This is a genomic window from Pedobacter sp. MC2016-15, assembly GCF_026239695.1.
In the GTDB taxonomy this organism is placed as follows: domain Bacteria; phylum Bacteroidota; class Bacteroidia; order Sphingobacteriales; family Sphingobacteriaceae; genus Pedobacter.
Map to the genome: position 1 here is coordinate 639,337 of NZ_JAPIVS010000002.1, position 26,723 is coordinate 666,059.

23 protein-coding genes and 1 tRNA gene are annotated in these 26,723 nt (G+C 43.3%); 16 read left to right on the forward strand and 8 right to left on the reverse strand.

The annotated features are described in order from the left end of the window. Positions 1–14 precede the first annotated feature (14 nt). Both OQY15_RS07520 and OQY15_RS07525 read left to right on the forward strand, forming a co-directional pair. A complete protein-coding gene (locus OQY15_RS07520) occupies positions 15–1,364 on the forward strand; it encodes an MFS transporter (RefSeq protein WP_265789639.1) in 1,350 nt (449 codons plus the stop codon). A gap of 44 nt (positions 1,365–1,408) precedes the next feature. Beyond that, positions 1,409–2,371 (forward strand): acetyl-CoA carboxylase carboxyltransferase subunit alpha, encoded by a 963-nt coding sequence (locus tag OQY15_RS07525; RefSeq protein WP_265789641.1) that lies wholly within the window; start codon positions 1,409–1,411, stop codon positions 2,369–2,371. Positions 2,372–2,532: 161 nt separating this feature from the next. On the opposite strand, the gene OQY15_RS07530 is transcribed toward OQY15_RS07525, so the two are convergent. Continuing rightward, the gene (locus tag OQY15_RS07530) at positions 2,533–5,565 is read right to left on the reverse strand and encodes a DUF2723 domain-containing protein (RefSeq protein ID WP_265789643.1); all 3,033 of its coding nucleotides are present in this window, start codon (positions 5,563–5,565) and stop codon (positions 2,533–2,535) included. A 231-nt stretch (positions 5,566–5,796) separates the two neighbouring features. Here OQY15_RS07530 and OQY15_RS07535 point away from each other — a divergent pair. From OQY15_RS07535 to pth, 4 genes are all read left to right on the forward strand, one after another. Beyond that, positions 5,797–5,867: transfer RNA gene (locus tag OQY15_RS07535), tRNA-Gln, on the forward strand. Between the two features lie 74 nt (positions 5,868–5,941). Next, positions 5,942–6,886: a ribose-phosphate pyrophosphokinase gene (locus OQY15_RS07540; protein ID WP_265789650.1), complete on the forward strand. Its 945-nt coding sequence runs from the start codon at positions 5,942–5,944 to the stop codon at positions 6,884–6,886. Positions 6,887–6,908: 22 nt separating this feature from the next. Next, on the forward strand, positions 6,909–7,487 hold the full coding sequence (locus tag OQY15_RS07545; protein ID WP_265789652.1) for a 50S ribosomal protein L25/general stress protein Ctc: 579 nt from the start codon (positions 6,909–6,911) through the stop codon (positions 7,485–7,487). Positions 7,488–7,567: 80 nt separating this feature from the next. Beyond that, positions 7,568–8,128, forward strand: coding sequence for an aminoacyl-tRNA hydrolase (gene pth, locus OQY15_RS07550; protein WP_265789654.1), 561 nt, complete (start codon positions 7,568–7,570; stop codon positions 8,126–8,128). 2 nt (positions 8,129–8,130) lie between these two features. Here the strand turns inward: pth and OQY15_RS07555 are convergent, their stop codons facing one another. The 5 genes from OQY15_RS07555 to OQY15_RS07575 all read right to left on the reverse strand — a co-directional run bounded on the left by OQY15_RS07555 (position 8,131) and on the right by OQY15_RS07575 (position 16,402). After that, positions 8,131–9,720, reverse strand: coding sequence for a response regulator (locus OQY15_RS07555; RefSeq protein ID WP_265789656.1), 1,590 nt, complete (start codon positions 9,718–9,720; stop codon positions 8,131–8,133). Positions 9,721–9,751: 31 nt separating this feature from the next. Beyond that, positions 9,752–10,591 carry a protein-glutamate O-methyltransferase CheR gene (locus tag OQY15_RS07560; protein ID WP_265789658.1) on the reverse strand — a complete coding sequence of 280 codons (840 nt, stop codon included), beginning with the start codon at positions 10,589–10,591 and terminating at the stop codon, positions 9,752–9,754. A 4-nt stretch (positions 10,592–10,595) separates the two neighbouring features. Then, positions 10,596–14,078 carry a response regulator gene (locus OQY15_RS07565; RefSeq protein WP_265789660.1) on the reverse strand — a complete coding sequence of 1,161 codons (3,483 nt, stop codon included), beginning with the start codon at positions 14,076–14,078 and terminating at the stop codon, positions 10,596–10,598. A gap of 137 nt (positions 14,079–14,215) precedes the next feature. Beyond that, complete coding sequence (locus tag OQY15_RS07570) at positions 14,216–14,902, reverse strand: LytTR family DNA-binding domain-containing protein (RefSeq protein WP_265789662.1); 687 nt, start codon at positions 14,900–14,902, stop codon at positions 14,216–14,218. A gap of 3 nt (positions 14,903–14,905) precedes the next feature. Continuing rightward, positions 14,906–16,402: a histidine kinase gene (locus tag OQY15_RS07575; protein WP_265789664.1), complete on the reverse strand. Its 1,497-nt coding sequence runs from the start codon at positions 16,400–16,402 to the stop codon at positions 14,906–14,908. 111 nt (positions 16,403–16,513) lie between these two features. On the opposite strand from OQY15_RS07575, the gene OQY15_RS07580 reads away from it, so the two are divergent. The 3 genes from OQY15_RS07580 (at position 16,514) to OQY15_RS07590 (ending at position 19,716) form a co-directional block, all read left to right on the forward strand. After that, positions 16,514–16,861, forward strand: coding sequence for an ArsC family reductase (locus OQY15_RS07580; protein ID WP_265789667.1), 348 nt, complete (start codon positions 16,514–16,516; stop codon positions 16,859–16,861). Between the two features lie 110 nt (positions 16,862–16,971). Further along, positions 16,972–17,709, forward strand: coding sequence for a hypothetical protein (locus OQY15_RS07585; protein WP_265789669.1), 738 nt, complete (start codon positions 16,972–16,974; stop codon positions 17,707–17,709). 36 nt (positions 17,710–17,745) lie between these two features. Beyond that, entirely contained in the window at positions 17,746–19,716 is a 1,971-nt protein-coding gene (locus OQY15_RS07590) for a M1 family metallopeptidase (RefSeq protein WP_265789671.1), read from the forward strand. A gap of 31 nt (positions 19,717–19,747) precedes the next feature. Here the strand turns inward: OQY15_RS07590 and OQY15_RS07595 are convergent, their stop codons facing one another. After that, positions 19,748–20,383, reverse strand: a complete 636-nt coding sequence (locus OQY15_RS07595) for a hypothetical protein (RefSeq protein WP_265789674.1) — start codon at positions 20,381–20,383, stop codon at positions 19,748–19,750. A gap of 385 nt (positions 20,384–20,768) precedes the next feature. Here OQY15_RS07595 and OQY15_RS07600 point away from each other — a divergent pair, with 385 nt between their 5' ends. The 5 genes from OQY15_RS07600 (at position 20,769) to rpsJ (ending at position 24,487) form a co-directional block, all read left to right on the forward strand. Beyond that, entirely contained in the window at positions 20,769–20,990 is a 222-nt protein-coding gene (locus OQY15_RS07600) for a VF530 family protein (RefSeq protein WP_265789676.1), read from the forward strand. A gap of 100 nt (positions 20,991–21,090) precedes the next feature. Beyond that, positions 21,091–21,504, forward strand: coding sequence for a 30S ribosomal protein S12 (gene rpsL / locus OQY15_RS07605; protein ID WP_109926363.1), 414 nt, complete (start codon positions 21,091–21,093; stop codon positions 21,502–21,504). Between the two features lie 16 nt (positions 21,505–21,520). Continuing rightward, complete coding sequence (gene rpsG, locus OQY15_RS07610; RefSeq protein ID WP_041878496.1) at positions 21,521–21,988, forward strand: 30S ribosomal protein S7; 468 nt, start codon at positions 21,521–21,523, stop codon at positions 21,986–21,988. 16 nt (positions 21,989–22,004) lie between these two features. Further along, positions 22,005–24,119, forward strand: a complete 2,115-nt coding sequence (fusA, locus tag OQY15_RS07615; RefSeq protein ID WP_265789682.1) for an elongation factor G — start codon at positions 22,005–22,007, stop codon at positions 24,117–24,119. 62 nt (positions 24,120–24,181) lie between these two features. Next, positions 24,182–24,487: a 30S ribosomal protein S10 gene (gene rpsJ, locus OQY15_RS07620; RefSeq protein WP_008244591.1), complete on the forward strand. Its 306-nt coding sequence runs from the start codon at positions 24,182–24,184 to the stop codon at positions 24,485–24,487. A gap of 53 nt (positions 24,488–24,540) precedes the next feature. Here rpsJ and OQY15_RS07625 read toward each other — a convergent pair whose 3' ends face one another. After that, a complete protein-coding gene (locus tag OQY15_RS07625; RefSeq protein ID WP_265789743.1) occupies positions 24,541–25,179 on the reverse strand; it encodes a hypothetical protein in 639 nt (212 codons plus the stop codon). A gap of 292 nt (positions 25,180–25,471) precedes the next feature. On the opposite strand from OQY15_RS07625, the gene rplC reads away from it, so the two are divergent. Both rplC and rplD read left to right on the forward strand, forming a co-directional pair. Further along, positions 25,472–26,089, forward strand: a complete 618-nt coding sequence (gene rplC / locus OQY15_RS07630; RefSeq protein WP_265789745.1) for a 50S ribosomal protein L3 — start codon at positions 25,472–25,474, stop codon at positions 26,087–26,089. A gap of 4 nt (positions 26,090–26,093) precedes the next feature. Beyond that, positions 26,094–26,723 carry a 50S ribosomal protein L4 gene (gene rplD / locus OQY15_RS07635; protein WP_265789747.1) on the forward strand — a complete coding sequence of 210 codons (630 nt, stop codon included), beginning with the start codon at positions 26,094–26,096 and terminating at the stop codon, positions 26,721–26,723.

A 26,723-nucleotide genomic window follows, 5' to 3' on the forward strand; every position in this document is an offset into this window, starting at 1 on the left:
CCTATAAACCTGCTATGGAAGAAAATAAAATTGTTGCTGTTAAACCTAAGTTGACCAACCTCCAGATCTTTAACATGAGTGCTGGATTTTTTGGTATTCAGTTTGGCTTTGCGCTGCAGAATGGCAACGCGTCGCGGATACTGCAAACTTTTGGCGCCGATGTGGAACATCTATCGCTGTTCTGGCTGGCGGCACCGCTGACGGGCATGATTGTACAACCTATCATCGGTTACTACAGCGATAAAACCTGGAACAGGTTTGGCCGCCGCAGGCCATATTTTCTCATAGGGGCAATACTGACAGCGATGGCGCTGATCCTGATGCCCAATGCGGGTGCAATGGCAGGTTTCCTGCCGCCGATTATCATTGGTGCAGGGATGCTGATGATCATGGATGCATCTATCAACGTGGCGATGGAGCCTTTCAGGGCTTTAGTTGGGGACAAGCTCCCTGAAGAGCAGCGAAGCTTTGGATTTTCTATGCAGACTTTCCTGATCGGTGCAGGTGCGATCTCGGGCTCATGGCTGCCCTATGTGTTTTCAGAATACCTGGGGGCATCTAAAGTAGCTGCCGCTGGTCAGGTACCACATAATGTGATTTACTCTTTTTATGCCGGGGCGGCAATCCTGCTACTTACCATCTTGTGGACGGTACTGAATACCAAGGAATATCCGCCTGAACAGATGGCGCTGTATCATGCTGCGGAACCTGAAGAAGAGGAACAGAAAGGCCTGTGGTCCATCCTTTCGGATTTTTCTAATATGCCTTTGACGATGAAACAGCTGGGACTGGTACAATTCTTCTCCTGGTTTGCACTGTTCTCTATGTGGGTATTTACTACACCTGCTATCGCACAGCATATTTATAAAGTACTTCCCGGAGATACATCATCGGTAAAGTTTGCGGATGCTGGTAACTGGGTAGGATTTCTATTCGGGGTATATAATGGTGTTTCGGCAATCTATGCGTTGATTCTGCCTTCTTTAGCGCGGGCAACAAGTCGTAAGATAGCGCATGCTTTTTCACTTACTGCCGGAGGAGCGGGCTTGTTATCAATTTATTTTATCAGTAATCCGGATTACCTGATCATCTCTATGATCGGTATCGGTCTTGCCTGGGGAAGTATCCTCTCGATGCCCTATGCGATTTTGTCGGGCGCCATACCTGCCCGGAAGATGGGGGTATATATGGGGATCTTCAATTTTTTTATCACCATGCCGCAAATTGTGAACGGTTTGTTCGGAGGGCTGATCGTGAAGCAGTTCTATCATGGCGAAGCGATTTACGCGATTGTACTGGCAGGAATATTTATGATCCTGGGGGCAATCTCAGTTCTTTATATTCAGAATGGCAAAGAGAAATAAAATGACCTTTTTTTAAATAAAATACCTATTTTTACCGCCCACTTATGGAACAGATAAAAACGTCATTTGATTTTGAAAAACCTATTGCTGAATTGATGCAGCAAATTGAAAAGGTTAAACAGGTTGCTGATAAAACAAAAGTAGATATGTCTGCTACACTGATAGAGCTGGAGGAGAAATTAGCCAAAACTCAGAGCGCACTGTACACCAATCTGACCGGCTGGCAGGAAGTTCAATTGTCACGCCACCCTGAAAGACCACAGACGCTGGATTATATCAGCATGATCTGTGACGATTTCATTGAGCTGCATGGCGACCGCACCGTGAAAGACGATAAAGCGATTATCGGTGGCTTTGCTACCATCGCCGGACAAACGGTAATGATCATCGGACATCAGAAAGGTAAAAACACAAAGGAACGTCAGTACCGCAATTTCGGTATGGCCAATCCTGAAGGATACCGCAAAGCATTAAGACTGATGCGTCTTGCAGAAAAATTCAACAAACCAGTAATTTCATTTATCGATACCATGGGTGCTTATCCGGGTATTGAGGCCGAAGAACGCGGACAGGGCGAGGCTATTGCCAGAAACCTGCTCGAAATGTCGGTACTGAAAGTGCCTATCGTTTGCTTCATCGTTGGTGAAGGAGCATCTGGAGGTGCATTGGGTATCGGTATCGGTGATAAAGTATATATGCTTGAACATACCTGGTATTCGGTAATTTCACCTGAATCATGCTCTTCTATCCTTTGGCGCAGCTGGGATTACAAAGAGAGAGCAGCAGAGTGCTTAAAGCTGACTTCTACTGATATGTACAAAAACCAGTTGATTGATGGCATCATTAAAGAGCCTCTGGGTGGTGCACACCAAAATCCTGCTGCCATGGGGGAAACGCTGAAAGCGCAGATCCTGGCAGACCTGAAAGAACTGGGTAAAGAGAAAACTGACAAAATGATAGCCACCCGTATTGACAAGTTTTGTTCAATGGGAGTAGTGAATGAATAAAGTAACTCCCTGTTTCAAAGCTGTATGTTGCTGAAACGCAACATAAGGCTTTGAAACAGGGAGTTACTTTATTCAAAAGGGAAAGTACATAAGGCATAAAAAAGCGGCCTGCAAATCTCAGATTTGCAGGCCGCTTTTTTATGCCCTGGATTTCGCTCAGCCTACTCTTGAGGCTGCTGAGCGAAGTATGGTGAGAAACGCGCTTCCAGTCCCTGGAATTGTTGTGCCAGTTGCTGTGCAAGTTTGGTTTGTTTTTGCTCTGTAGCAGTTTTTACCATCTGGTTGAGGAACTGCAATCCGAGCTGAACGTTTTGTCCGCCGATGAACCTGCCTCTGCTTTGCGACACATCTGCCAGGTAGGTAAGCTCCTTCTGGATATAATCAGCCGATTTGGACATCAGTGTATTTGCAAGCTGTGCATCGCCCAGGGTGTAGAGGTTTTCTGCAAGGAAATAAGTACCCATCATAGAGCGCATGCCATAGAATTTATCAGGCATTACTTCGAAATAACGCGTAACAACCTTTTTGGCATCCTCAACTTTACCCTCTTTGATCAATCCGCTGATCGTAGTATTGAAGATGTTATTGAAGATAGAGATATCATCAGAAGATTGTGGATCAAGATATTTCGCTTCTTTCACGTTACCCCACTTAAACTTGGTGTACATGTTGCGGTACAGCACATCAGTATTTACCAGTTCATTTCTGCTGGCAGCAGTATCTATTTTAAGCGGCAATAAACGCATCGCCAGTCCTTCGGTGTACAAATAGTTATCCAGACCATTAAACTGATCTGAAGGTACCGTACTTGCAAAATAAATCGGTCTCTTCCAGTTGTTGTTGGCAAGGATATCCAGCATCGCCAGTGTACCTTTGGTAACGTAACCTTTATTGAAGGTCCATTGCATTACCGGGGTAATCCTGGCAGAATCTGCCGCACTAACGGTTCCTGTTTTTACCACTTCTTCAGGATTGATTGTCATCTTGAAGTTTTTGGTAGGTATAAAGTTTTCCTTGGTTCCGTTCTGCAAAGGAATTTTGTCAGCATCATCATCAGACAGCAGGACATCCAGGATGTTTTTTAATTCTACAGAACCCGCAATTTTATAATCCTGGTAGTACATTACATCTCTTACACCCTGTACATATTGCGAAGGTTTCATGCTGATCGGAAGTGGCTCAGACTCATTTTGCTTGCGCTTCATGCCGTCGATGTACCAGTCTGTATCAAATAAGCTCAGGTTTACCAGACGTACATCAGGTCTTACATTTTCAACTTCCTGAATATACCATAAAGGGTAGGTGTCGTTATCACCATAGGTGAACAGGATCGCATTAGGAGCACATGACTCCAGGTAATCCACTGCGATATCGTGTGCTACCATTTTTGAAGAACGGTCGTGATCATCCCAACCCTGTGCGCCCATAATTACCGGAGCGCCCAGCAGACAGATCACTGTGGCAATGATAGCGCCATTTTGCGCATTGATCTTATTGAATACCCAGTCCCTGATGGCGAAGACACCAAAGCCTATCCAGATTGCAAAGGCGTAGAATGAGCCTGCATAGGCATAGTCCCTTTCTCTTGGCTCCAATGGTTTCTGGTTAAGGTAAAGCACAATGGCCAGACCTGTAAAGAAGAAGAGCAGACCTACAATACCAGCGTCTTTCTGGTTACGTTTGAAGTGCCATATTGCTCCCATCAGACCAATGATCAGCGGAAGGAAGAAAAAGCGGTTGTAAGCTTTGTTGTCCACGATAGAAGGAGGGAGGTGCGACTGGTCGCCCAGCATCATCGCATCAATAGGTTTAACCCCGCTCAGGAACTGACCCTGATAAATACCTGCACCCTGATCATCATTCTGGCGACCCACAAAGTTCCACATGAAGTAACGCATGTACATGTTGCCGATCTGGTATTTGAACAGGTAGTTGATGTTATCAATGAGACCCGGGAAATGACTGTCGTCAAAACCCATCAGGCTTTTGTATTCATTTACGTGTCTCTGCTCATCACTGTACATCCTTGGGAAAGGTGTAGTTCTGTCATATTCGTAATCCGTTTTTTTACCGGCTACTTCATATTTGGTATCTCCTTTTCTGTAAATGTTTTTACCCTCTTTAAGGCTGACTTTCTCAGAGTTGTAGTTAGGGCCGAAAAGTAATGGCCTGTCTCCGTATTGTTCCCTGTTCAGGTAGCTCAGGAATGAGAATGCATTATCAGGATTACTGTTGTTTAAGTTTGGATTCGCTTTAGCCCTGATGATGATCATGGCAAACGAGCAGTAACCAAAAACAATCAGAACTGTTGACAGTAATGCAAGGTTTAAGATTTTATGCTGTGTTTTGATCGAATAACGGATACCCCATACAAAACCGGCGATCAGCAGGATGGCGAAGAAGATCACCCCTGTACCAAAGCCCATACCCAGCGTATTCACAAAGAACAGGTCGAAATAGGCACCAAAGGAAACTACATATTGAATGATACCATATTGAACAAAGGCCAGGATCAGGATACCAACAGCGAAGGTTTTGAATACACCCATGTTGGTTGGATTTTTTTCCTTCTTGAAATAGTATACAAAGGCAATTGCCGGAATAGTTAATAAGTTGAGTAAGTGGATACCGATGGATAATCCCATGATATAGGCAATGAACAGCAACCACCTGTCGGCACGCGGCTCATCAGCTACGGCTTCCCATTTCAGGATGCCCCAGAATACAATAGCGGTAAACAGGGAGGATAGTGCATATACCTCAGACTCTACTGCCGAAAACCAGAAACTGTCAGAGAAGGTATAAGCGAGGGCACCTACGGCACCTGCACCCATGATCATCACCATATCACCCAGGGTCAGATCTTCGTTGCGTTTCGGGATCATCTTTTTGGCGAGTGCCGTAATGGTCCAGAACAGGAACAATATAGTTGCTGCACTTGCCATAGCCGAGCCTATGTTCATGAAGTAGGCAATTTTCTGGGTATCACCAAAGGCAAATATCGAAAAGAAGCGTTGAATCATTAAGAACAATGGAGCACCTGGCTGGTGCACTACCTGCATTTTAAAGGCAGATGCTATAAACTCACCGCAGTCCCAGAAACTTACTGAGGGTTCCAGCGTGAGTATATAGGTAAAGCTGGCAATGATGAAACAGAGCCATCCTGTAATGTTATTAATTTTTGAGTAGTTCATTTTGTAATTGATATATAAATTTGGCTATAAAAATGCAGCCGAAAATAATCAATAAGATTGACATAAGTACATAGATAATTATAGTTTAACAAAAAATAACGCCTTAAATGGCCTCAGGACGCGTTTTTATAATTATTTTCAATTATTTTTGCAGAGGATTTGCAAATATGAAAAATCTGCGTAGATTTGCATTCCAATTCAGAACAACCCACGGTTAATCTGAAGGGAGATTGCCCGATAGTATAAAGGTAGTACAACGGTTTTTGGTACCGTTTGTCTAGGTTCGAATCCTGGTCGGGCAACTAAACATATTCGGATTGTGAGGTAAAATACGCAATCCGATTTTTTTTAACCCAGTGTTGATACCCGTCTAATCATGCCACTGCAATTTAACCCCGTTAAACTTTTTGCCGGTACAGGCACTAAAGAATTAGCCCTCAAGATCGCCGAAAGTTACGGCAGACCCCTTGGTAGTGTTTCTATAAACAGGTTTAGTGATGGTGAATTTCAGCCCGCGTATGACGAATCCGTAAGAGGATGTGACGTTTTCCTGATCCAGTCTACTTATCAGCCTTCTGACAACCTCATGGAATTACTCCTGATGGTTGATGCCGCAAAAAGAGCTTCAGCACATTATATTACTGCTATTGTTCCTTATTACGGTCTGGCAAGACAAGACAGAAAAGACAGGCCCCGTCAGGCAATTGGTGCAAAACTGGTAGCTAACCTCCTGAAGTCTGCCGGTATCCACCGTATCATGACCATGGATTTACATGCGGCACAGATACAGGGATTTTTTGATATTCCGGTAGATCACCTTGACGGATCAATCATTTTTGTTCCTTATATCAAGAGCCTGAAGCTGGAAAACCTGACTATCGCATCACCGGATATGGGTGGTTCTTACAGGGCACGTACTTTTGCAAAGTTCTTCAATGCAGAGGTTGTCATTTGTGATAAACGCCGTAAACGTGCCAATGAAATCGAATCTATGTCGATCATCGGAGATGTTACCGGAATGGATATCGTGCTGATTGATGATATCTGTGATACTGCAGGTACATTAGCGAAAGCTGCAGCGCTGATCATGGAAAAGGGAGCGAAGAGTGTGAGAGCAGTTTGTACACACCCTGTATTATCAGGTAAGGCTTATGAAACTGTTGAAAATTCTGTACTGACGGAACTGATCGTAACAGATTCTATTCCACTGAAACAGGAGAGCTCAAAAATCAGGGTACTGAGTACTGCTGAGCTATTTGCAAAGGCCATTGCCAATGTAAATGAGCACGGATCAATCAGTGACCTGTTTAGAATAGATTAATAACAATAAATAAATATATAAAATGAAAACAATCGCAATTAGCGGTTCTCCAAGAGAGAACGTAGGGAAACGCGATGCTAAAGAGCTTCGCTATGAAGGTAAAGTTCCTGCAGTATTGTATGGTGGTAAAGAACAAGCACATTTTGCTGTAGTGATTACTGAATTAAAGGAGGCTATCTATACTCCTGAAGCTAACTTCTTAGAAATTGATATCAATGGTACTAAAACCAAAGCAATCATAAAAGAATTACAGTTTCATCCATTAACTGACGTGTTATTACACGTTGATTTCCTTCAGTTATTCGAAGACAAAGAAATCGTTATGGAGATCCCTATCAAATTAACCGGAACTTCTCCAGGTGTTAAAATGGGTGGTAAACTGGTTCAGAAATTACGTAAACTGCGTGTTAAATCTTTACCAAAAGATATGCCACAGGTAGTTGAAGTAAGCATTGCTAAACTTGAAGTAGGTAACTTGTTCCGTGTACGTGACCTTGCTAAAGGTGCTTACACTGTGACTAACACTCCTGAAGATACAATCGTTTCTGTAGGTATGTCAAGAGCATTGAAACAAGCTGAGCAACAAGCCGGTAAAAAATAAGCTGAATACCCTTCAGCAAATTGGAACAGCACTGAATCTTTTCAGTGCTGTTTTTTTATGTCAAAATCTTATCTTTGAGGATGAAATACTTAATCGTGGGTCTGGGGAATATCGGGCCTGAATATGCCAATACAAGACATAATATTGGATTCAATATCGCCGATGAACTGGTAAAACAACTGGATGGATCCTTCTCCAACCTGCGCCTGGCCTACTACTCAGAAGTTTCATTTAAAGGCAGAAAACTGCATGTGATCAAACCGACCACGTACATGAACTTAAGCGGAAAAGCAGTGAATTACTGGATGCATGATCTGAACATCCCATTGGAAAATGTACTGGTAATTGTGGACGACCTGGCACTACCGCTGGGCAAGTTACGACTCAAATTACAGGGCAGCAGTGCAGGGCATAACGGCCTGAAAAGTATAGAGGGCATCTGCGGTGGACAGGCTTATCCGCGTCTTCGCTTTGGCATCAGCGATAACTTTGCCAAAGGACGGCAGGCAGATTATGTGCTTGGCCCCTTTGATAAAGATGAACAGCCTGAATTACCGGTACTGATTGACAGGAGTGTTGAACTCATCAAAAGCTTTGTCACCATCGGGCCTGCCCAGACGATGACAGCTTTCAATAAATAATCTTACTTTTTTGCAGCATACTCGGTAATCTTCTCATGAAGGATGCCGAGTTCAAATGGTTTGCTCAGCACATCATTAGCACCAGCATCTATCGCTGCTTTTTTATCATTTTCCATTACAGCCGCTGAGAAGGTGATGACAGGGACATCTTTTTTACCTTCGACATAACCTTCCCTGATCAGCTTGGTAGCCTCCAGGCCATTCATAACCGGCATAAAGGTGTCCATAAGAATCAAATCGTATTCGTTCTCTGCCAGCTTATCCAGGGCTTCCTTCCCGTTTTCTACCACATCAGCGATGATGTTCCAGCCCTTCAGTACTTTTACGATCAGGAACTTATTGATGGGGTTATCTTCGGCAACAAGGATTTTTACATCTTCAAATACAGCCAGTTTTTCCGGCACTCTCTTCGCATCTTCAGGGGATGTTTCCAGAACTTCGTACCAGTTGATAAAGCAGAATGTACTGCCGACATTCTCTTCGCTGGTAACAGTGAGTTCTCCACCTTTCAGCTCTGCTAAATTACGTACAATAGATAAGCCGAGACCTGTTCCGCCAAAGTTCAGCGTAGTATTGTCATCTGCCTGCTCAAAGGTTTCAAATATTTTGTCGATCTTATTTTGTGGAATACCTATGCCGGTATCCCTGATGGAGAATTTCAATCTTACATTGTTCGCTTTTCTTTCCGTGATCTCAACTTTCAGCGTCACGCTTCCGTTACTTGTAAACTTGATGGCATTACCAATCAGGTTCATCAGAATCTGGTTCAGCCTCAGGGAGTCTGCCATAATAGATTTGGGCAGGTCTTCATCGTACTCCGTAACCAGCTCCAGGTTTTTCTCCTTGGCGCGGATACGCAGCAGGTTTACAACCGAATGGCAGATCACAACGAGGTCTGTCGGGGCCCTGTTGATCTTGAATTTTCCGGCTTCAATTTTAGAAAGGTCGAGGATATCATTGATCACACCCAGCAGCGAGTTGGAAGAGATTTCCAGCAGATCAATCATCTCTTTCTGCTCGTCCGTCAGTTCTGTTTTTTCCAGCAGGTTGGTGATACCGATGATCCCGTTGATCGGGGTACGGATCTCATGGCTCATATTGGCAAGGAAGTTCTCTTTGATCTTTTTGCCCTGCTCTGCAAGGTCTCTGGCCCTGATCAGCTCTTTCTGGTAAGATTCAAGTTCTTTGTTCTTTTTTACGATATCACGCTGCGTACGTACAAACTGTATAAATGAATCTACTTTTGCAGAAGTCACATAAGGGTTCAGTGGTTTGTAGAGATAATCTACAGCACCAGTATTCAGTCCGCGTACAGCATACTTGGCATCCGTTGAAATAGCCGTCACAAAGATCACGAGGATATCCTTGGTACGGGGGTTACTTTTCAGGATCTCTACCAGCTCAAAGCCATCCATTTCGGGCATCTGCACATCTACCAGTGCAATAGCAATGTCCATCTCCCAGGCCATGCGCAGCGCCTCATTGGGTAAAGTAGTGGAGATTAAATTTACATCGTCCCGTTCCAGTAGTGCCTCTAAAGCAATTATATTTTCGGGTCTGTCATCAACAATGAGGATATTAATCTTTTCCATAATTACTAGGGGGCTTCAGCAGAAGGAAGACTTAGGCTATTTTTTGGTATATATTATTTTTTTGATCGATTATTTTGAAGCGTCCGATTTCGGTACTTCTGAGGGTTTCTTTGGAGCCGAGACACAGGAAACCAAAGTTGGCAAGGCTGTGATAAAAAAGGTCGATCACCCGCTCCTGTAGAGCAGTATTGAAGTAGATCAGCACATTACGGCAGGAGATCAGCTGAAACTCATTGAATACCCCGTCCGAAGCCAGGTTATGCGCAGAGAAAAGCACATTCTTTTTTAAGGAATGGTTGATGGAGGCAGCCTCATAACGTGCAGAGTAATAATCTGACAAGGTATGGGTGGCTCCGGTTTTCTGATAATTTTCAGAATATTGCTTCATCTTCTGCAAATCGTAAATTCCATTTTTTGCAAATTCTAAAACATCTGCATTGATATCTGTACCATAAAAAAAACTCCTGTCATACAATTGCTGTTCGGCAAAAAATATGGCAAACGAATACAATTCTTCACCAGTTGAACATCCTGCATTCCACACCTTGATCCTTTGGTAGGATTGCAGGTAGGGGATGATATTTGCTGCTAAAGATTTGTAAAAGAGAGGATCTCTGAACATCTCGGTCACATTCACTGTCACCTCAATCAAAAAAGATTCAAAGTAATCCAGGTCGTTTGTGAGCAATGTACGTAAATCGAAGAGGCTTAGTTTTTGCAGCTGCATGATTCTGGTTACTCTCCGCTTCAGTGAAGCAGGAGAATAATCGCCGAAATCAAAGCCGTGGACGTTCTTTATGAAGACCGTTAAGGCGTTGAGTTCCTCAAAGCTGATCAGCTCCTGGCCATTTTGTTCCGGTAGTTTTCCCATTATGTTAGCTTAACCAAACCCTCATCATCGACAGTAACTGGTCGATATCCACAGGTTTGGCGATGTAATCATTTGCCCCAGCCTCAATACACTTTTCGCGGTCGTGCTTCATCGCTTTTGCTGTTAAGGCGATAATTGGTAGTTTCTTGTGTTCCTTCTGCTCACGGATCAGTTTCATCGCTTCATAGCCATCCATTTCAGGCATCATGATATCCATCAGCACCAGGTCGATCTTATTTTCTTCCTGTAGCTTATCCACTGCTTCCCTGCCGTTATTGGCGATAATGATGTTCATGTCATACACCTGCAGGGCACTCGATAAGGCGAAGATGTTCCGCATGTCGTCATCTGTAATCAGAATGGTCTTATCTTTTAATACCTTTTCAATGGTGGAAACGGTTTTGGATTTAGCATTTCCGGCAGGGGCAGATTTAGTATCGCCCTGCTTATTGAGCTTATTCATGAATAGACTTACTTCATCGATCAGTCTGTCGTTCGACTTATTGGACTTGAGCACCATCGCCTCAGAATACTTCATGATATGGGCAATATTATCCTGGTCAAGCTCCATCGCAGTATTGATGATGACAGGTACATGGGTGAATTTCTCCTGGGTTTTGATCTGATCAAGGAGGTCGAATCCGGTGATGTCAGGCAGGTTTAAATCCAGGATAATACAATCAAAGGTACGCTGATCAAGCATTTCCAGGGCTTCCTTGCCGGTAAAGGCCTGCGCTACCTCGATACCCTTTTCTAACAGCTGCTCTTTGACCACCAGGCTTTGCAGTTCATGATCCTCGATTACGAGCACGGTTTTGAAATCGTAGGTGATATTGCCGGAGTTCAGCGCCGAAAACGCATCGTCCAGTTCATCCTTTTCTATAGGTTTCTTGAGGAATCCAATAGCTCCTTCTTTAAGGGCGCGTTCACCTTTAACCTCGCCTGCGGACATCATGTGCACGGGAATATGTTTGGTAAGTGCGTTTGCTTTCAGTCTTTTCAGCACGCCCCAGCCGTCCATTACAGGCAGCATAATATCCAGGATGATGGCATCAGGCAGTTCATCCTCCGCCATCTGCAGTCCGGTATCACCACTATGGGCGAGGATAGGGTTAAATCCTTTTTCCACTGCGTAATCTTTAAGTACATCGGCAAACACCAGGTCGTCTTCCACAATCAGCAGCGTCTGTTTCTGGTTTTTATTTACGGGTACGATAACAGGTTCAGGAATCAGTGGTTTGATGATCGTCTCCGGATGAAGATTCGCTGTCTGTTCTATCGACAGTGTTCCTTCCATATGTGTTGCCGGAAGGTACAGGGTGAAACAGCTGCCTTTGTCGGGCTCGCTTTCCACCTGGATCTCGCCACCGAGGATATTCGCCAGTTCTTTACTGATGGACAGCCCTAAGCCGGTACCTCCGTATTTTCTGCTGGTGGTACCGTCTGCCTGTTTAAAGGCCTCAAATATGAGTTTCTGTTTATCCTCGGGAATCCCGATGCCAGAATCTCTGACACTGAAGGAAAGGATTTGCTCAGTACTATTTTGCAGCTGCTCAGAATAGTAAGCGATATCTTTTCCGGCCTTACTGATTTCCAGCTTAATTTCTCCCTGTTCCGGAGTAAATTTAAAGGCATTGGACAGCAGGTTTTTTACAATCTGCTCTACTTTAGAAAGATCGGTAGTGAACTTCTCCGCCACATCAGCACCCAGAACAGTTCTGAAACTTATCTTTTTGCTTTTGGCAATTTCCGTAAACAGCGATTCCATATTCTGTTTGATCTCCTGTGGTCTCACAGGCTCAATATCCAGTTCAATTTTTCCGGATTCAATTTTTGAGAGATCAAGGATATCATTGATCAGCGTCAGGAGGTCGTTACCCGCATTATGGATTACACCGGCATATTTTAGCTGCTCTTCATTGAGGTTGTCCGGTCTGTTCTCCTTCAGGATCCTGGCCAGAATGAGGATACTGTTCAGTGGGGTACGCAGCTCATGGCTCATATTGGCCAGAAACTCGGACTTATACTTACTTGATACTTCCAACTCTGCCGCTTTGACGCTCATGGCCTCACGGGCTTCGTTTACCAATTGGTTGCGCTCCTCGAGCTGGTTGGCTTTTTCTTCAAGCTCTGCATTGGTTTCGCGCAGTTCCTCCTGCTGTACCCTCAGCTCCTCTTCGGAAGCTTGTAGTTCTTCAGATTTATGGATGAGCTCTTCATTGGTGGTACGCAATTCTTCCTGCTGACTTTCCAGTTCCTCGGCCTGCTGTTGTGTCTGCATAAAGAGCTCACGCAGTTTCTCCCTGGCTTGTGTACGGTTGATGGCTACGCCGATATTGGTGGTGATCCTTTCAAAAAAGTTGACCTGCAATGGGGTAGGGATAACCGGCAGTGCTAATTCGATTACGGCATTCAGTTCCTCTTCAAACAGTACGGGCATCACAATCAGTGATTTTGCGGCCGTGCTGCCCAGACCTGAACTTACCTTAATATAATCCTCAGGCAGGTTGTGCATCTGTTTAAGCTGCTTCTCTACCGCTACCTGGCCTACGATACCTTCGCCCAGCCCGATTTCTATGTTTTTCCCTTTTTTTACTTCAAAGGCGTATCTGCCTGTCAGCTCAAGTTTATGTGTTTTGGAATTGTAGAGGTACATGGCCCCCACGCTGGCATTTACATAATTGCACATGTCTGTGATGACATGTGTGCAGAGTTCCTCCATCTCCTGTTCTCCACGGAGCGACTCATTCACTACAGAGGCTCCGGATAACATCCAGTTTTTCTGCTCATTTTCGTCAGATACCCGGGCCAGCTCCTCGTTATTCTCGCGGATTTTTATCTCTGTTAATTTTTGTTCATTGAAGGTTCTTTTAATAAAACTCGACAACCACAATACCAGACCTAATATGATTACTGAGCTCAGCAGGACAATAACCGTAGAGCGTTGTCCGCTGGACACTCTTTTATCCTTTCTAATGGTCAGCAGTTCTGTTTCGGCTTTGATTACCTGATTATTTACCCTCAGCATGTTATCTTTAAACAGCTTTCCCTTATCGGTAAGTACCTTTTTGATCGCTTCATTTTGTCCCAGTGAAGCATTGGTATTCAGGATCTCCTGCATGTCGCGGATTTTCTGTCCTGTATAAAACTCCAGGGAATCCAGTCTTGCCTGCTGCTCCGGGTTATCTGCCGTCAGTCGCTGTAATTCTTTTACCAGCGGCATGATTTTATTCATGTTCTGATTGTAAGGGTCGAGGTATTTCGGGCGCTGCGTGAGAATAAAGCCTCTCAAACCAGTCTCGGTATTTAATATCCTGACTTCTAGATTCTGGGCATGATCAATCACATCATAAGTGTGACTTTCCCATGCAGAATCGTTATTCATGGATTTGATACTCAGATAAGAAGTAATTGCAGAGATCAGTACGAACAATAAGGAGAGGGTAAATCCTAGTACTACCTGTTGTCTAAATGTGTATTTGAACATATAAAAAGGTAAAAATTGCCGGGTAAATGAACCATTTCTGTCCTAATATGATTAAAACATGTGACAATAATACAGATAAAATGTTCCCCTACACATATTAGTGGAATGATTTTTTTGAACAAATGTGTCTTTTTTTGCTAAAACTCCAGTAATGATTGTGCGTATGTTGCGCCAACTGGTATAATTTTATCGCCGATCCATACCTGGTTTCTGTCGAATTTGCTGACAGCACTTTTAGCTACGATATACGCCCGGTGTGTTCTCACAAATCTGCGGGCAGGCAAGAGTAGCTGCATATCGCCGATTGGCATTCTGGTGCTGAGGGAAGTGTTATTATTTAAATGGATGAGGGTGTAGTTGCCGGCAGCTTCGATATACAGAATGTCGCTGATGATCACTTTAACCTGTTCATAACCATCTTTGATAAAAAGATGTTCAGGCACAGCGGACATTCCGCCGGTCTTGTTTCTCAGGCTGTATAATTCCTCGGCCTTGCTGCATGCCTTCAGGAACCTGGACAGGGAGAAGGGTTTCAAAAGATAATCGAGCGCATTCAGTTCAAAGCCCTTCACCGCATGCTCTGCATAGGCTGTGGTGAAAATCACCAGAGGAGGATTGCTGAGGCTGCTCAGAAAGTCGATCCCACTGATGTCGGGCATTTTGATATCGAGAAAGATAAGGTCTGCCGGGTTTTTCTGCAGCCATGCCATGGCATCAAAGGCATTGGTGAAAACTGCCTCCAGGGTGATAAAAGGCACCTTGGAGGCATGAGATTTTACAATATCCAGAGCTATAGGCTCATCATCTATCGCGATAGCAATCATTTTTTAAGCTAAATTCAGCGTTAAATGTACGAAAAACTCTTTGGCACTTTCCCTGATGATCAGCTCATGTTTTTTTGGATAGAACAGATCCAGCCGCTGCCGCACATTTGGCAGGCCTATTCCGCTCTGCAGTTTTTCAGGATCGCCATCTGCTTTGAGATGGATACTGTTGTTTACATCGAAATACAACATTGTTCCCCTGGTCTGGAGTGTAACTTTGATATGCGAGGGCGACTGCAGGCTGATGCCGTGTTTAAAAGCATTTTCTACAAAAGGTATCAATAGCATAGGTGCAATTTGCAGGGGGCTGAAGTTTTCTTCGATCTGAGTACTGATGACGATATCTACAGACAGGGATGTTCTTAATTTTTGAAGCTCGATATAGTTGTTCAGATAGTCGATATCCCTGCTGAGCGCAATCTTGTCCTGCATATTTTCCTGCAGCATAAAACGCATCATATCTCCCAGCTTCTGGATGCCCTCACCGGTGCGCTCTGCATTTTCCTGCAGTGCTGTCCCGTAGAGTGTATTTAATGCATTGAAAAGGAAATGGGGGTTAATCTGCGACTTCAGAAAACCCAGCGAAGCGTCTGATTTTCCCAATTCTTTTTTGAGGCTGAAGATCTCCTGCTCGGTTTCATTTCTGTTTTTATAAATGTACCAGGCCAGCGGGGCGCTGAGGCACAGTTGCGCAGGGATCTGAAAAAGGTTGACTACGATAAAGAGTTCACCTCTGCCGGCAATCAGCGCAGCCATTATGCCCACAGGTACTGCGAGCAGTATAGTAATCAGGGTAATTTTACCATAATAGGTACGGTATGGCCTAACAGCGGATCCTACTGAAGGGATGAGATAATAGATTGAATAGATGATGGTAAAGATGCAGGCCATCACCACGAAAGTCCAGCAAATGATCACCTCAAAGTCTACACCGGCAGCGAGCCACAATAACATCCCCACAAACCAGAAAGCAAGACCAAAAACAATTTCCAGTTTCATCCTGTCCTGGATGCTGCCCTCTTTGTTATCTGTAAAGTAGATGAGCAGATTTTTTAGTGCTACATAAATGCAGATGAGAACTACCAGCCAGGCCGAATAGGTGAAGCCCTGAAAGAAAATGTGATTATAGGCATCATCAATATCGGGGTATTGCGAGAGCACATAGGTTTTGGTGTAAGTCTGGGTAATACTGATCACCAATCCGGAGATGAGGTAGGTGGCAATTAGAATAGCAGTGTTAAACCCGATATTGCTTTTTCTGTAGAGTGGTGGCAGGCAGCAGAAGTTTAGCAGCAGAAAACTGAAATAGAGGATTGAATAGCGAAACAGTTCCGGGATAAAATAATTGGAAACATAGCTAAACTCGATTCCAGCATTCTTAAACTGGTCCGGAACCTGGGTATGTGCATTGGAACCATTTGATATGAGTATCAATACCGCGCAGCCATAAATCAAACTTGCTGCCCAAAATTCTATTTTATTTAAATCTTTTATGTTCATCGGTACAATACTACAGTAGTTTTTGATTTGATATGATAAAATGTGATGAACGGCTAAAAAAATGTGACGAATTAAGAAATATAGCTAGCTTTAGCGCTTTATTTCTAAGATATGACAGTATACGGAATACCCAATTGTAATACAGTAAAAAAAGCGAGGACCTGGTTAGCAGAGCATGGGTTTGATTATGAGTTCCATGATTTTAAAAAACAGGGGATCACGGCCGCAAAGCTGCAGGAATGGTGTGCAGTCTTTGGATGGGAGAAGGTGCTGAACAAAAAAGGTACAACCTGGAAAAAGCTCTCTGAAGAACAGCAGAGCCAGGTGAAAGACGAAGCAAGCGCCATTGCAGTACTGCTCGAAAACCTGAGTGCCATTAAACGCCCTGTAGTGGAGCAGGATGGAAAGGCTGTTCTAATTAGTTTTGATGAAGCGCAGTACTCGGCTTTATTGAAATAACTAAACTATTACCTGTTAATATTTGTTAAAGAATAACACATAGTGACAAACTAAATTATATTTGGGTGCTGCATATTCATGCAGGACTCATCACCTGAAAAGAGAATAAAATGGAAATGCTTAAGAGGTTATTTATCGTCCTGTTGCTGACGATACCATTATACACGTTTGCGCAGACGGGAATCAGCGGCGGGGTGTTTGATTATGAAAATAAAAGTTTCCCTCTTCAGAAGGTTACGGTGAGAAACCTGAACAACCAGAAGGTGGTGGTAACGGGTGCCGCAGGGCAGTTTACGATTCAGGCCAATAAGGGCGACCTGCTGGAATTCTCCCTGCCGGGTTACCATGTGGATACCTTATACCTGACTAACCTGCAGGCCAAAACTATCTATCTTCCTTCGCAGTCTACCAATCTGAAACAGGTGGATGTAAAGGGAGCAAGGTTGTCTAACGATCTGCAGCTGAAAGATCCCAATGCTCCCGGCTTCAGCCGTGTGTCTGGCATTGCACCAACAAAGAATATCCAGCGTGCCGGTGGTGTAGGACTGGCCTTTGGTTCCGGAAAGGACAAGCGTGAGCGCGCCAAAGTAAAACGGCTTGAAGAAACCTCTTCTTACGAAAGCGAGATCAACCAGTATTTTAATGAAGAGCATGTAGCTGATCTCATCAAGCTGCAGGGACAGGAACTGAAAGATTTTATTAACATGTACCGCCCTTCGGTGGCCCGGGTAAAAAGCGAACGCCCTTTTAACTACGATTTTTATATCGCAGAAGCGTATCAAACCTGGTTGAAACTACCTCCTGAAGGCAGAAAATTACCGCCTGTACCAACTGGCAGAAAGAATTAGAAAAAACAACATTCCTAAACCTATAAATCGTAAACAATGAATAACACTTTTATTCAGAGAACACTCCTTATGGCAGTGTTTTTTGCATTTGGTATCAACGTTAATGCGCAGCAAGCCCCGGCTGCAGGAAACTATGATCCACATGCTGCTTTCAGTCCGCTGTTCTACACTCAGAATGGAAATGAATTTCGCTCGGCAAGCGGATACCCGGGAGCAAAATACTGGCAAAACCGTGCAGACTATAATATTGCTGCAACGCTTGACGACAAAACCAATACAGTAAGCGGTACGGTGACGATCACCTACAAAAATAATAGCCCTGATCAACTGCCTTACATCTGGCTGCAGCTGGATCAAAATCTTTTCAACAAGGATTCCCGTGGTAACTCACTGATCAAACTGGGAAGCCGTTACGGTGCCCGCGGAGAAAAGGTAAATGGTGGATACACGATCAGCGGACTTACGGTTGCTAAAAAAGGAGGTCCTGTGAAATTTACGTCCATCACTGAAGATACTCGGATGCAGATCCGTCTTGACCAGCCTCTGGCTGCGTCGGGAGAGGTGGTGACGATAAAGATGGACTTCTCCTTTGTTATCCCTATCAACGGATCTGACAGAATGGGACACCTGACTACTCAAAACGGAGAAATATATACGATTGCACAATGGTTCCCAAGACTGAGTGTTTACGATGATGTACTGGGCTGGAATACGCTTCCATACTGGGGTGCCGGTGAGTTTTACTGTGAATACGGTGATGTAAACTATAGTGTTACGACACCTGCAAATCATATTCTGATGGGATCCGGAGAACTACTCAACCCGCAGGAGGTATTTACAGCAGAGCAGCTGAAACGCTGGAATGCGGCAAAGCAAAGCGATAAAACGGTATCGATCCGTTCTGCGGAAGAAGTGCTTGATCCGAAATCCCGTCCTGCAAAGGATAAACTGACCTGGAAATTCAAAATGTCCAATACAAGGGATATTGCCTGGTCATCTTCCAAAGCGTTTGTACTGGATGCCGCAAGGATCAACCTGCCAAGTGGTAAAAAATCTCTTGCTGTTTCTGCACAGCCGGTTGAAAGCAATGGCGCTGACAGCTATGGCAGGGGAGTAGAATATGTAAAGGCTTCGATTGAACATTATTCCAACAAATGGTTTGAATACCCTTATCCTATGGCAGTAAATATTGCAGCAAACATCAGTGGTATGGAATATCCTGGTATCGTTTTCTGCGGATGGAAAGCTAAAAAAGGTCAGGTGTGGGGAGTAATTGATCATGAATTCGGACATACCTGGTTCCCGATGATCGTGGGCAGTAACGAAAGGAAGTATGGCTGGATGGATGAAGGCTTCAATACTTTCATCAATGGTTTATCGTCTGCGGCATTTAATAACGGGGAGTACAAAGACGGACGTGACGACTTGCATAAAGCGGCAAAATATATGGCACAGCCGAACAGGGAATATATTATGTTAACACCTGATGCGATGGTGGAACAAAATATAGGAGTTAACCTATATAGCAAACCAGGCTGGGGATTGAATATCCTGCGCGATTATGTGCTGGGACAAGACCGTTTTGATTATGCTTTTAAAAATTATATCAAACAGTGGGCCTTTAAACACCCTACACCGTTCGACTTCTTCCGTTCGATGGAAAATGGAGCAGGTGAAGATCTTTCCTGGTTCTGGAGAGGCTGGTTTATGGAGAACTGGAAAACCGATCAGGCTGTAACTTCGGTGACGCCATCAAAAAAAGATGGTAAGATCGAGGGCTACAATATTGCTATTGCCAATCTGGAGCAAATGCCGATGCCAGTAATCCTGGAAGTGAAAACTGCAAGTGGTAAAACTGACATCATCAAGATACCGGTAGATGTTTGGATGAGAAATAAAACCTGGACGGTGAACTATGACACTACCGAAGAGGTAGTATCAGTAGTGCTGGATCCTGAGCATGTGTTACCGGATGCTGATGATTCCAATAACAGCTGGAAGAAATAGTATTCTTAATTGATGAAAGAGAGATTCCAGGTTACTGGAATCTCTCTTTTAATTTCTGCATGTCCAATACTGGTGCCGGTTCGTCGAGCCTGATCAGCCAGCCTTTCTGTTTGAGCAGGGCAATCTCAACTTTAGCTACAGAAAGATCCTTTCCTTTGATATTTTCTTCATAAACAAGTGCTGCAGGAGGTTCTACATTCGCTGCGGTAGAGAAGAGGACCTCAATCTTAAACTTCGGCCACAACTGGATATTGCCCATATTGGCAGAGTATACTCTTTTTGTGCTATTCGCCGGAATGGCAGCAGCAAACTCACCTTTATAGTTGCCTCCCTTTTCTGTGGTCATGCTCGCCAGCAGCTGGAAGGAAGTTTCATTGACCAGGTGAAAGTGTGCCACCACAGCACTGTGCTGATCGGCCACCAGCGCAAGATAAACACCCTCTTTTTTGAATTCTGCTACCGGCGCGGCAACCTGCTGTCTGTTGCTGACCACAGCATTGTCTTCCGGGATATCGCCATGTACCAAGGTCACTTTTGAAGCAAGTACGGGAATCTCAAAATCATTGGCATCTGTTACGCCAATCGTGTCTTTATCAATGATGCGGGTAATGGTACCCTCTATATTTTCGTCTACAAAACGAACGAAATCACCTAAATTCAAGTTCATAATTTTATGTCTAATCAGAGTATTCTACTCTATTTACTACAAACCTAATGAATTATCAACAGATCACACCTGAGATATATCTTGCTTGTACCTTTGTTCGTGGTTTGTTCGTGGTAAAGCTATACTTCCACTATAGTTAAGCTATGCCTGGGCTATACCATGTTTACCCCATCTCTACTCTAACTTTACTATAAATCTACTCCTTGTTTACCCATTTGGTAAAGTTAGGGTTAAGTTGAGGTAGAGATGGGGTAAACATGATATAGTCTGACTATAGACCAGGGATAGTGAGACTATAGTTTAAGGACGAACAAAGTACGAACAAACTAAGAACAAAACCCTCATTAATGTGCTATTGTTTTTATCTTTGCGGCAGCAAAATCATATGACAGAAGAAAAACAAGCCAACAATCCCCTGCACGGGAAAACCCTGGAGTTCATTCTGAAACAACTGGTGTGGCATTATGGCTGGCCGGAACTGGGCAAGCTGATAAAGATTGCCTGTTTCAATAATGATCCCAGTTTGAAGTCGAGCCTTACATTTTTAAGAAAAACAGACTGGGCCCGGAAAAAGGTGGAGAAGCTTTATTTGAATACTTTTCATTAAATCTCTGTTAACCCCTTGATTTATAAAATGTATTGTCTTACCTTTGCAGTCCCTTATTGAGGGGTAAAGTTTTAAATAACAACAACAAAAACAAATAGCAATGCCAACCATTCAACAATTAGTTAGAAAAGGTAGAGTAGCACTGGAGTTCAAGAGTAAGTCTCCGGCGTTGGACAGTTGTCCACAGCGAAGAGGTGTATGTACACGTGTATATACCACTACCCCTAAAAAACCAAACTCAGCAATGCGTAAAGTAGCGCGTGTACGTTTGACCAATGGAAAAGAAGTTAACGCTTATATTCCTGGAGAAGGTCACAACTTACAGGAGCACTCTATCGTATTGATCCGTGGTGGTCGTGTTAAAGATTTACCAGGTGTACGTTATCACATCATCCGTGGAGCTTTAGATACTTCAGGAGTTGCTGGTCGTAACCAACGTCGTTCAAAATATGGTACTAAACGTCCTAAACCAGGACAGGCAGCTGCCGCACCAACAAAAGGTAAAAAGAAATAATTAGGAGGAACAGAAAATGAGAAAGTCAAAACCAAAAAAGAGAATTATCCTTCCTGATCCTAAATTTAACGATGTTCAGGTAACGAGATTTGTAAACAATATGATGTATGATGGAAAGAAATCCATCGCTTACTCTATTTTTTACGATGCAGTAGAATTAGCTGAGAAAAAAGCTGGTGAGAACGGTTTAGAAGTATGGAAACGTGCTTTAACAAATGTAATGCCTGCAGTAGAGGTTAAATCACGCCGTGTGGGTGGTGCTAACTTCCAGGTTCCTACAGAAGTTCGTCCTGACCGTAAGATTGCTTTAGGCATGAAATGGTTAATTTCTTACGCACGCAGACGTGGTGAAAAAACCATGAAAGAAAAATTAGCAGGAGAAATCGTTTCAGCTGCTAAAGGTGAAGGTGCTGCTGTTAAGAAGAAAGAAGATACGCATAAAATGGCTGAAGCCAACAAAGCGTTCTCACATTTCCGTTTTTAATTATTGAAATCATAAGATGTCAAGAGACTTAAAATATACAAGAAACATCGGTATTGCTGCGCACATTGATGCTGGTAAGACTACTACTACAGAGCGTATCCTTTATTATGCAGGTGTAAGTCACAAAATCGGAGAAGTGCACGAAGGTGCAGCTACGATGGACTGGATGGCACAAGAGCAGGAACGTGGTATCACTATTACTTCTGCAGCTACAACTGTTGGCTGGAAATACAGAGGTCAGAGCTACCATATCAACATCATCGATACTCCGGGTCACGTGGATTTTACCGTAGAGGTAAACCGCTCCCTGCGTGTTCTTGATGGTTTGGTATTCCTTTTTTCAGCAGTTGATGGTGTTGAGCCTCAATCTGAAACTAACTGGCGCTTAGCCAACAACTACAACGTTGCCCGTATCGGTTTCGTAAATAAAATGGACCGTTCAGGTGCAGATTTCTTAAAAGTTGTTGGACAGGTTAAAAGTATGTTAGGCAGTAACGCAGTTCCTCTGCAATTGCCTATCGGTGCTGAAGACAGCTTCAAAGGTGTGGTTGACTTGATCAACAACCGTGGTATCGTTTGGAATGAGCATGATAAAGGTATGACCTTTACTGAAGTGCCAATTCCTGAGGATATGCTTGATGAGGTTGCTGAGTGGAGAGAGAAATTACTGGAATCTGTAGCTGATTATGATGAGTCTTTGATGGAGAAATTCTTCGAAGATCCGAACTCTATCACTGAGCGTGAAATCCTTGATGCTTTACGTAAAGCAGTTCTGGATGCTACAATCGTTCCTATGGTATGTGGTTCATCTTTCAAAAACAAAGGTGTGCAGACGATGCTGGATTACGTGATGGAATTATTGCCTTCACCAATGGATTCAGAAGGTATCGTAGGTACTAACCCCGAAACTGGTGCTGAAGAATTACGTAAACCTGATGAAAAAGAGCCATTTGCAGCTTTAGCATTTAAAATTGCAACTGACCCGTTCGTAGGTCGTCTTTGCTTTATCCGTGTTTACTCAGGTAACCTTGAAGCAGGTTCATACGTTTATAACGCACGTTCTGAAAACAAAGAGCGTATCTCGCGTATCTTCCAGATGCATGCAAACAAGCAAAACCCTATTCCTAATGTTGGAGCTGGTGATATTGCTGCGGTTGTAGGTTTCAAGGATATCAAAACTGGTGATACACTTTGTGATGAGAAAAAACCAATCGTTCTGGAGTCAATGGTATTCCCTGAGCCGGTTATCGGTTTAGCGATCGAGCCTAAAACTCAGGCTGATATCGATAAATTAGGTATGGGATTATCTAAACTTGCTGAGGAAGATCCTACATTCAGAGTTCAAACTGACGAGGAAACTGGTCAGACTGTAATCTCTGGTATGGGTGAGCTTCACTTAGATATCCTGATCGACCGTTTAAAACGTGAGTTCAAAGTAGAAGTTAATCAGGGTGCTCCACAGGTTGCTTACAAAGAAGCGATCAACGGAACAGTACAACACCGTGAAACCTACAAAAAACAATCAGGTGGTCGTGGTAAATTCGCTGATATCCAGGTGGTGATCTCTCCAATTGATGCTGACTTTGAAAAAGGTGGTTTACAGTTTGTAAACGAAATCACAGGTGGATCTATTCCACGTGAGTTTATCCCTTCAGTGGAAAAAGGATTTGCAGCTTCTATGGCTAACGGTGTTTTAGCCGGATATCCTCTTCCAGACATGAAAGTACGTTTGATTGATGGTTCATTCCACGCAGTCGATTCAGATGCCTTGTCATTCGAACTGGCAGCTAAAATGGCATACCGTGAGGCATTACCAAAATGTAACCCTGTATTGATGGAGCCAATCATGAAAATCGAAATCCTTACTCCTGAAGAAAACATGGGTGATGTAATCGGTGACATGAACCGTCGTCGTGGTCAGCTTTTAGGAATGGATACACGTAACGGATCACAAGTGATCAAAGCTACTGTACCTCTTTCTGAGATGTTTGGTTACGTGACGCAGCTGCGTACAATCACTTCAGGCCGTGCAACGTCTACAATGGAATTTGATCACTACGATCCGGCTCCAAGAAACGTTCAGGATGAAGTTATTGCCAAATCAAAAGGCAGAATCAAATCTATAGATTAGTATTAAAATAAACCGGCCGCCTGTTATTAATAGCTCTAACAGGCAGCCTTAACACAAATATCATGAGCCAAAGAATCAGAATTAAGTTAAAATCTTACGATTACAACTTAGTAGATAAATCTGCTGAGAAAATCGTTAAGACTGTAAAACCTACAGGTGCAGTGGTTAGCGGACCAATTCCGTTGCCTACAGAAAAGAAAATCTTCACAGTTTTGCGTTCACCACACGTGAACAAAAAAGCACGTGAGCAGTTTCAATTATGTGCTTACAAACGTTTGTTAGATATTTATAGCTCTAACTCTAAAACTGTTGATGCATTGATGAAACTTGAATTACCTAGCGGTGTTGAAGTAGAAATCAAAGTTTAATTAGCTTTTTACGTTAAACAAAAAGGCCTCCGGATTTCCGGAGGCCTTTTTGTTTATAGTCCTTTATTTTTTAAGTCGTCCAGCTTGTTGCGCTCATCCTGCAACTCCCTGGCGAGTTTCTTTTCCTTTTCGTTAGACTTGGTTTTATAAGTCTGGTATTCTTTAGAGATTTCTTCGTAGAGCTCTGTACGGTGTTTTGCTTCCTGTATGTTTCTGGCCGAGCGGCTGATCACAAATATCAGTCCCAGTGCCAGAACGATGATGATTGACCATACAATCGTATTATAAGTAGATTTGCTGAAAGATATTCCGAGAAAAGCAATATCATCAAATTTTGAGTTGGCGGCCTCCAGTGCGCTTTCCCTGGCTTGGATCTGGCCATTGAGCGTGTCAATTAACTGTGCCTGGGTTTTGATCTTATTTTGTGCTGTTTTACTGCCTGAACGTTCTTTCCTGATGGAATCTGCAACGCTCTTGTAAAAAGCGCCCAGACGTGCGGGATTGATGAGTTTAGCACCATAATAACTTTTGGAACGGGATAGGAGTGACTGGTACTGGCCTTTGAGGCTCGAGTCTGTCATCGGGGCTTTGGTGGTGGTATCTGCAGCGGCCGGAGCCGGGACAGGAACCTGTGCGACGGCCGAAAAGCTGATCATCAGCGCTGTCAGAAGGGATAAAATGAGTTTGTTCATAAGTGTTCGTTTATACGAATTTAGTAATGATATCTTAAAAATGAAACTCCTGCATTTTTAGGTAGGGCTGAAAAAATAGATTGCTTTGATTCACAAGCAAATACGATAAAAACGAGCTTCAATTGCATTTTACCTGATTTGTTTAAAAATAATAGCAGTTATTTGAAAAATTTATTCGCTAACTATTTGAAAATTAAGATTTCTTTCCTATTTTTGCCCTCCCTTAACGGGAAGTGTATCCACCTTGAACGAAGCCCTACTGCTTCGATGGGTGTTAAATTAAAAAAAGAAAATGTCAGGTATTATTGGAAAAAAAGTAGGAATGACCAGCATTTTCGACGCCGATGGAAAAAACATTCCATGTACGGTGATCGAAGCTGGGCCTTGTGTTGTAACACAGGTAAAAACCGCAGAGAAAGACGGTTACGTTTCAGTACAGTTAGGCTTCGATGAAGCTAAAGCGAAGAACACTACCCAGCCTTTAAAAGGCCACTTTGCGAAAGCAAACACAACTCCGAAACGCAAGTTGGTAGAATTTGAACCATTTGAGGAATCACTTAGCTTAGGTGATACTGTAACGGTTGATATTTTTGCTGAAGGCGATTTTGTTGATGTTGTGGGAACTTCGAAAGGTAAAGGTTTTCAAGGTGTTGTGAAACGCCACGGATTTGGTGGTGTTGGTGGTCAAACTCACGGACAGCATAACAGAATGCGTGCTCCGGGTTCATTGGGTGCTGCTTCGTATCCTGCACGTGTATTCAAAGGAATGCGTATGGCAGGAAGAATGGGTGGAGACAGAGTGAAAATTCAGAACTTACAGGTTTTGAAAGTTTATGCTGATCAAAATCTTGTTGTAGTTAGTGGTTCCATTCCAGGAGCTAAAGGTTCTTACGTAATCTTAGACAAGTAAGCAGATGGAAGTTAATGTAGTAAACATTTCAGGAAAAGAGACAGGTGCCAAGGTGCAGCTTCCTGAGTCGGTATTTGGTGTAACACCTAGCGATCACGCAATTTATTTAGATGTGAAACAGTATTTGGCTAACCAACGTCAGGGAACACACAAATCTAAACAACGTAACGAAATCGCAGGTTCAACCCGTAAATTGTATAAACAAAAAGGAACTGGTGGCGCCCGTGCGGGTAGTATCAAATCTCCTTTGTTCAATGGTGGTGGTCGTGTATTCGGTCCTCAGCCACGTGATTACAGTTTCAAACTGAACAAAAAATTAAAATCACTTGCACGTAAATCTGCGTTGTCATACAAAGCTCAGGATAACCACATCCTTGTTTTGGAAGATTTCAGCTTTGATACGATCAAAACCAAAAATTATTTAAACCTGGTTAATGCTTTAAGCTTGACAGGACAAAAAACATTATTGGTTTTACCTGCACAGGATAACAATATCTATTTATCAAGCAGAAACATTCAGAAAGTGAAAGTTATCACCGCTGATCAGTTGAACACATATGATGTATTAAACTGCGGTAAACTTTTATTAACTGCAAATACTGTTAAAACATTGGAGGAGGCATTTGCCAAGTAA

Bases quoted from the DNA above. Each gene is read 5' to 3' on its own strand.
- OQY15_RS07545 (WP_265789652.1), top strand. From the start codon at position 6,909: ATGAAAACAATCGCAATTAGCGGTTCTCCAAGAGAGAACGTAGGGAAA.
- OQY15_RS07580 (WP_265789667.1), top strand. From the start codon at position 16,514: ATGACAGTATACGGAATACCCAATTGTAATACAGTAAAAAAAGCGAGG.
- OQY15_RS07555 (WP_265789656.1), bottom strand. From the start codon at position 9,720: ATGGAAAAGATTAATATCCTCATTGTTGATGACAGACCCGAAAATATA.
- fusA (WP_265789682.1), top strand. From the start codon at position 22,005: ATGTCAAGAGACTTAAAATATACAAGAAACATCGGTATTGCTGCGCAC.
- rpsJ (WP_008244591.1), top strand. From the start codon at position 24,182: ATGAGCCAAAGAATCAGAATTAAGTTAAAATCTTACGATTACAACTTA.
- OQY15_RS07595 (WP_265789674.1), bottom strand. From the start codon at position 20,383: ATGAACTTGAATTTAGGTGATTTCGTTCGTTTTGTAGACGAAAATATA.
- rpsG (WP_041878496.1), top strand. From the start codon at position 21,521: ATGAGAAAGTCAAAACCAAAAAAGAGAATTATCCTTCCTGATCCTAAA.
- OQY15_RS07625 (WP_265789743.1), bottom strand. From the start codon at position 25,179: ATGAACAAACTCATTTTATCCCTTCTGACAGCGCTGATGATCAGCTTT.
- OQY15_RS07585 (WP_265789669.1), top strand. From the start codon at position 16,972: ATGGAAATGCTTAAGAGGTTATTTATCGTCCTGTTGCTGACGATACCA.
- OQY15_RS07525 (WP_265789641.1), top strand. From the start codon at position 1,409: ATGGAACAGATAAAAACGTCATTTGATTTTGAAAAACCTATTGCTGAA.
- rplC (WP_265789745.1), top strand. From the start codon at position 25,472: ATGTCAGGTATTATTGGAAAAAAAGTAGGAATGACCAGCATTTTCGAC.
- OQY15_RS07540 (WP_265789650.1), top strand. From the start codon at position 5,942: ATGCCACTGCAATTTAACCCCGTTAAACTTTTTGCCGGTACAGGCACT.
- pth (WP_265789654.1), top strand. From the start codon at position 7,568: ATGAAATACTTAATCGTGGGTCTGGGGAATATCGGGCCTGAATATGCC.
- OQY15_RS07570 (WP_265789662.1), bottom strand. From the start codon at position 14,902: ATGATTGCTATCGCGATAGATGATGAGCCTATAGCTCTGGATATTGTA.
- OQY15_RS07590 (WP_265789671.1), top strand. From the start codon at position 17,746: ATGAATAACACTTTTATTCAGAGAACACTCCTTATGGCAGTGTTTTTT.
- rpsL (WP_109926363.1), top strand. From the start codon at position 21,091: ATGCCAACCATTCAACAATTAGTTAGAAAAGGTAGAGTAGCACTGGAG.
- OQY15_RS07565 (WP_265789660.1), bottom strand. From the start codon at position 14,078: ATGTTCAAATACACATTTAGACAACAGGTAGTACTAGGATTTACCCTC.
- OQY15_RS07575 (WP_265789664.1), bottom strand. From the start codon at position 16,402: ATGAACATAAAAGATTTAAATAAAATAGAATTTTGGGCAGCAAGTTTG.
- OQY15_RS07530 (WP_265789643.1), bottom strand. From the start codon at position 5,565: ATGAACTACTCAAAAATTAATAACATTACAGGATGGCTCTGTTTCATC.
- OQY15_RS07520 (WP_265789639.1), top strand. From the start codon at position 15: ATGGAAGAAAATAAAATTGTTGCTGTTAAACCTAAGTTGACCAACCTC.
- OQY15_RS07560 (WP_265789658.1), bottom strand. From the start codon at position 10,591: ATGGGAAAACTACCGGAACAAAATGGCCAGGAGCTGATCAGCTTTGAG.
- rplD (WP_265789747.1), top strand. From the start codon at position 26,094: ATGGAAGTTAATGTAGTAAACATTTCAGGAAAAGAGACAGGTGCCAAG.
- OQY15_RS07600 (WP_265789676.1), top strand. From the start codon at position 20,769: ATGACAGAAGAAAAACAAGCCAACAATCCCCTGCACGGGAAAACCCTG.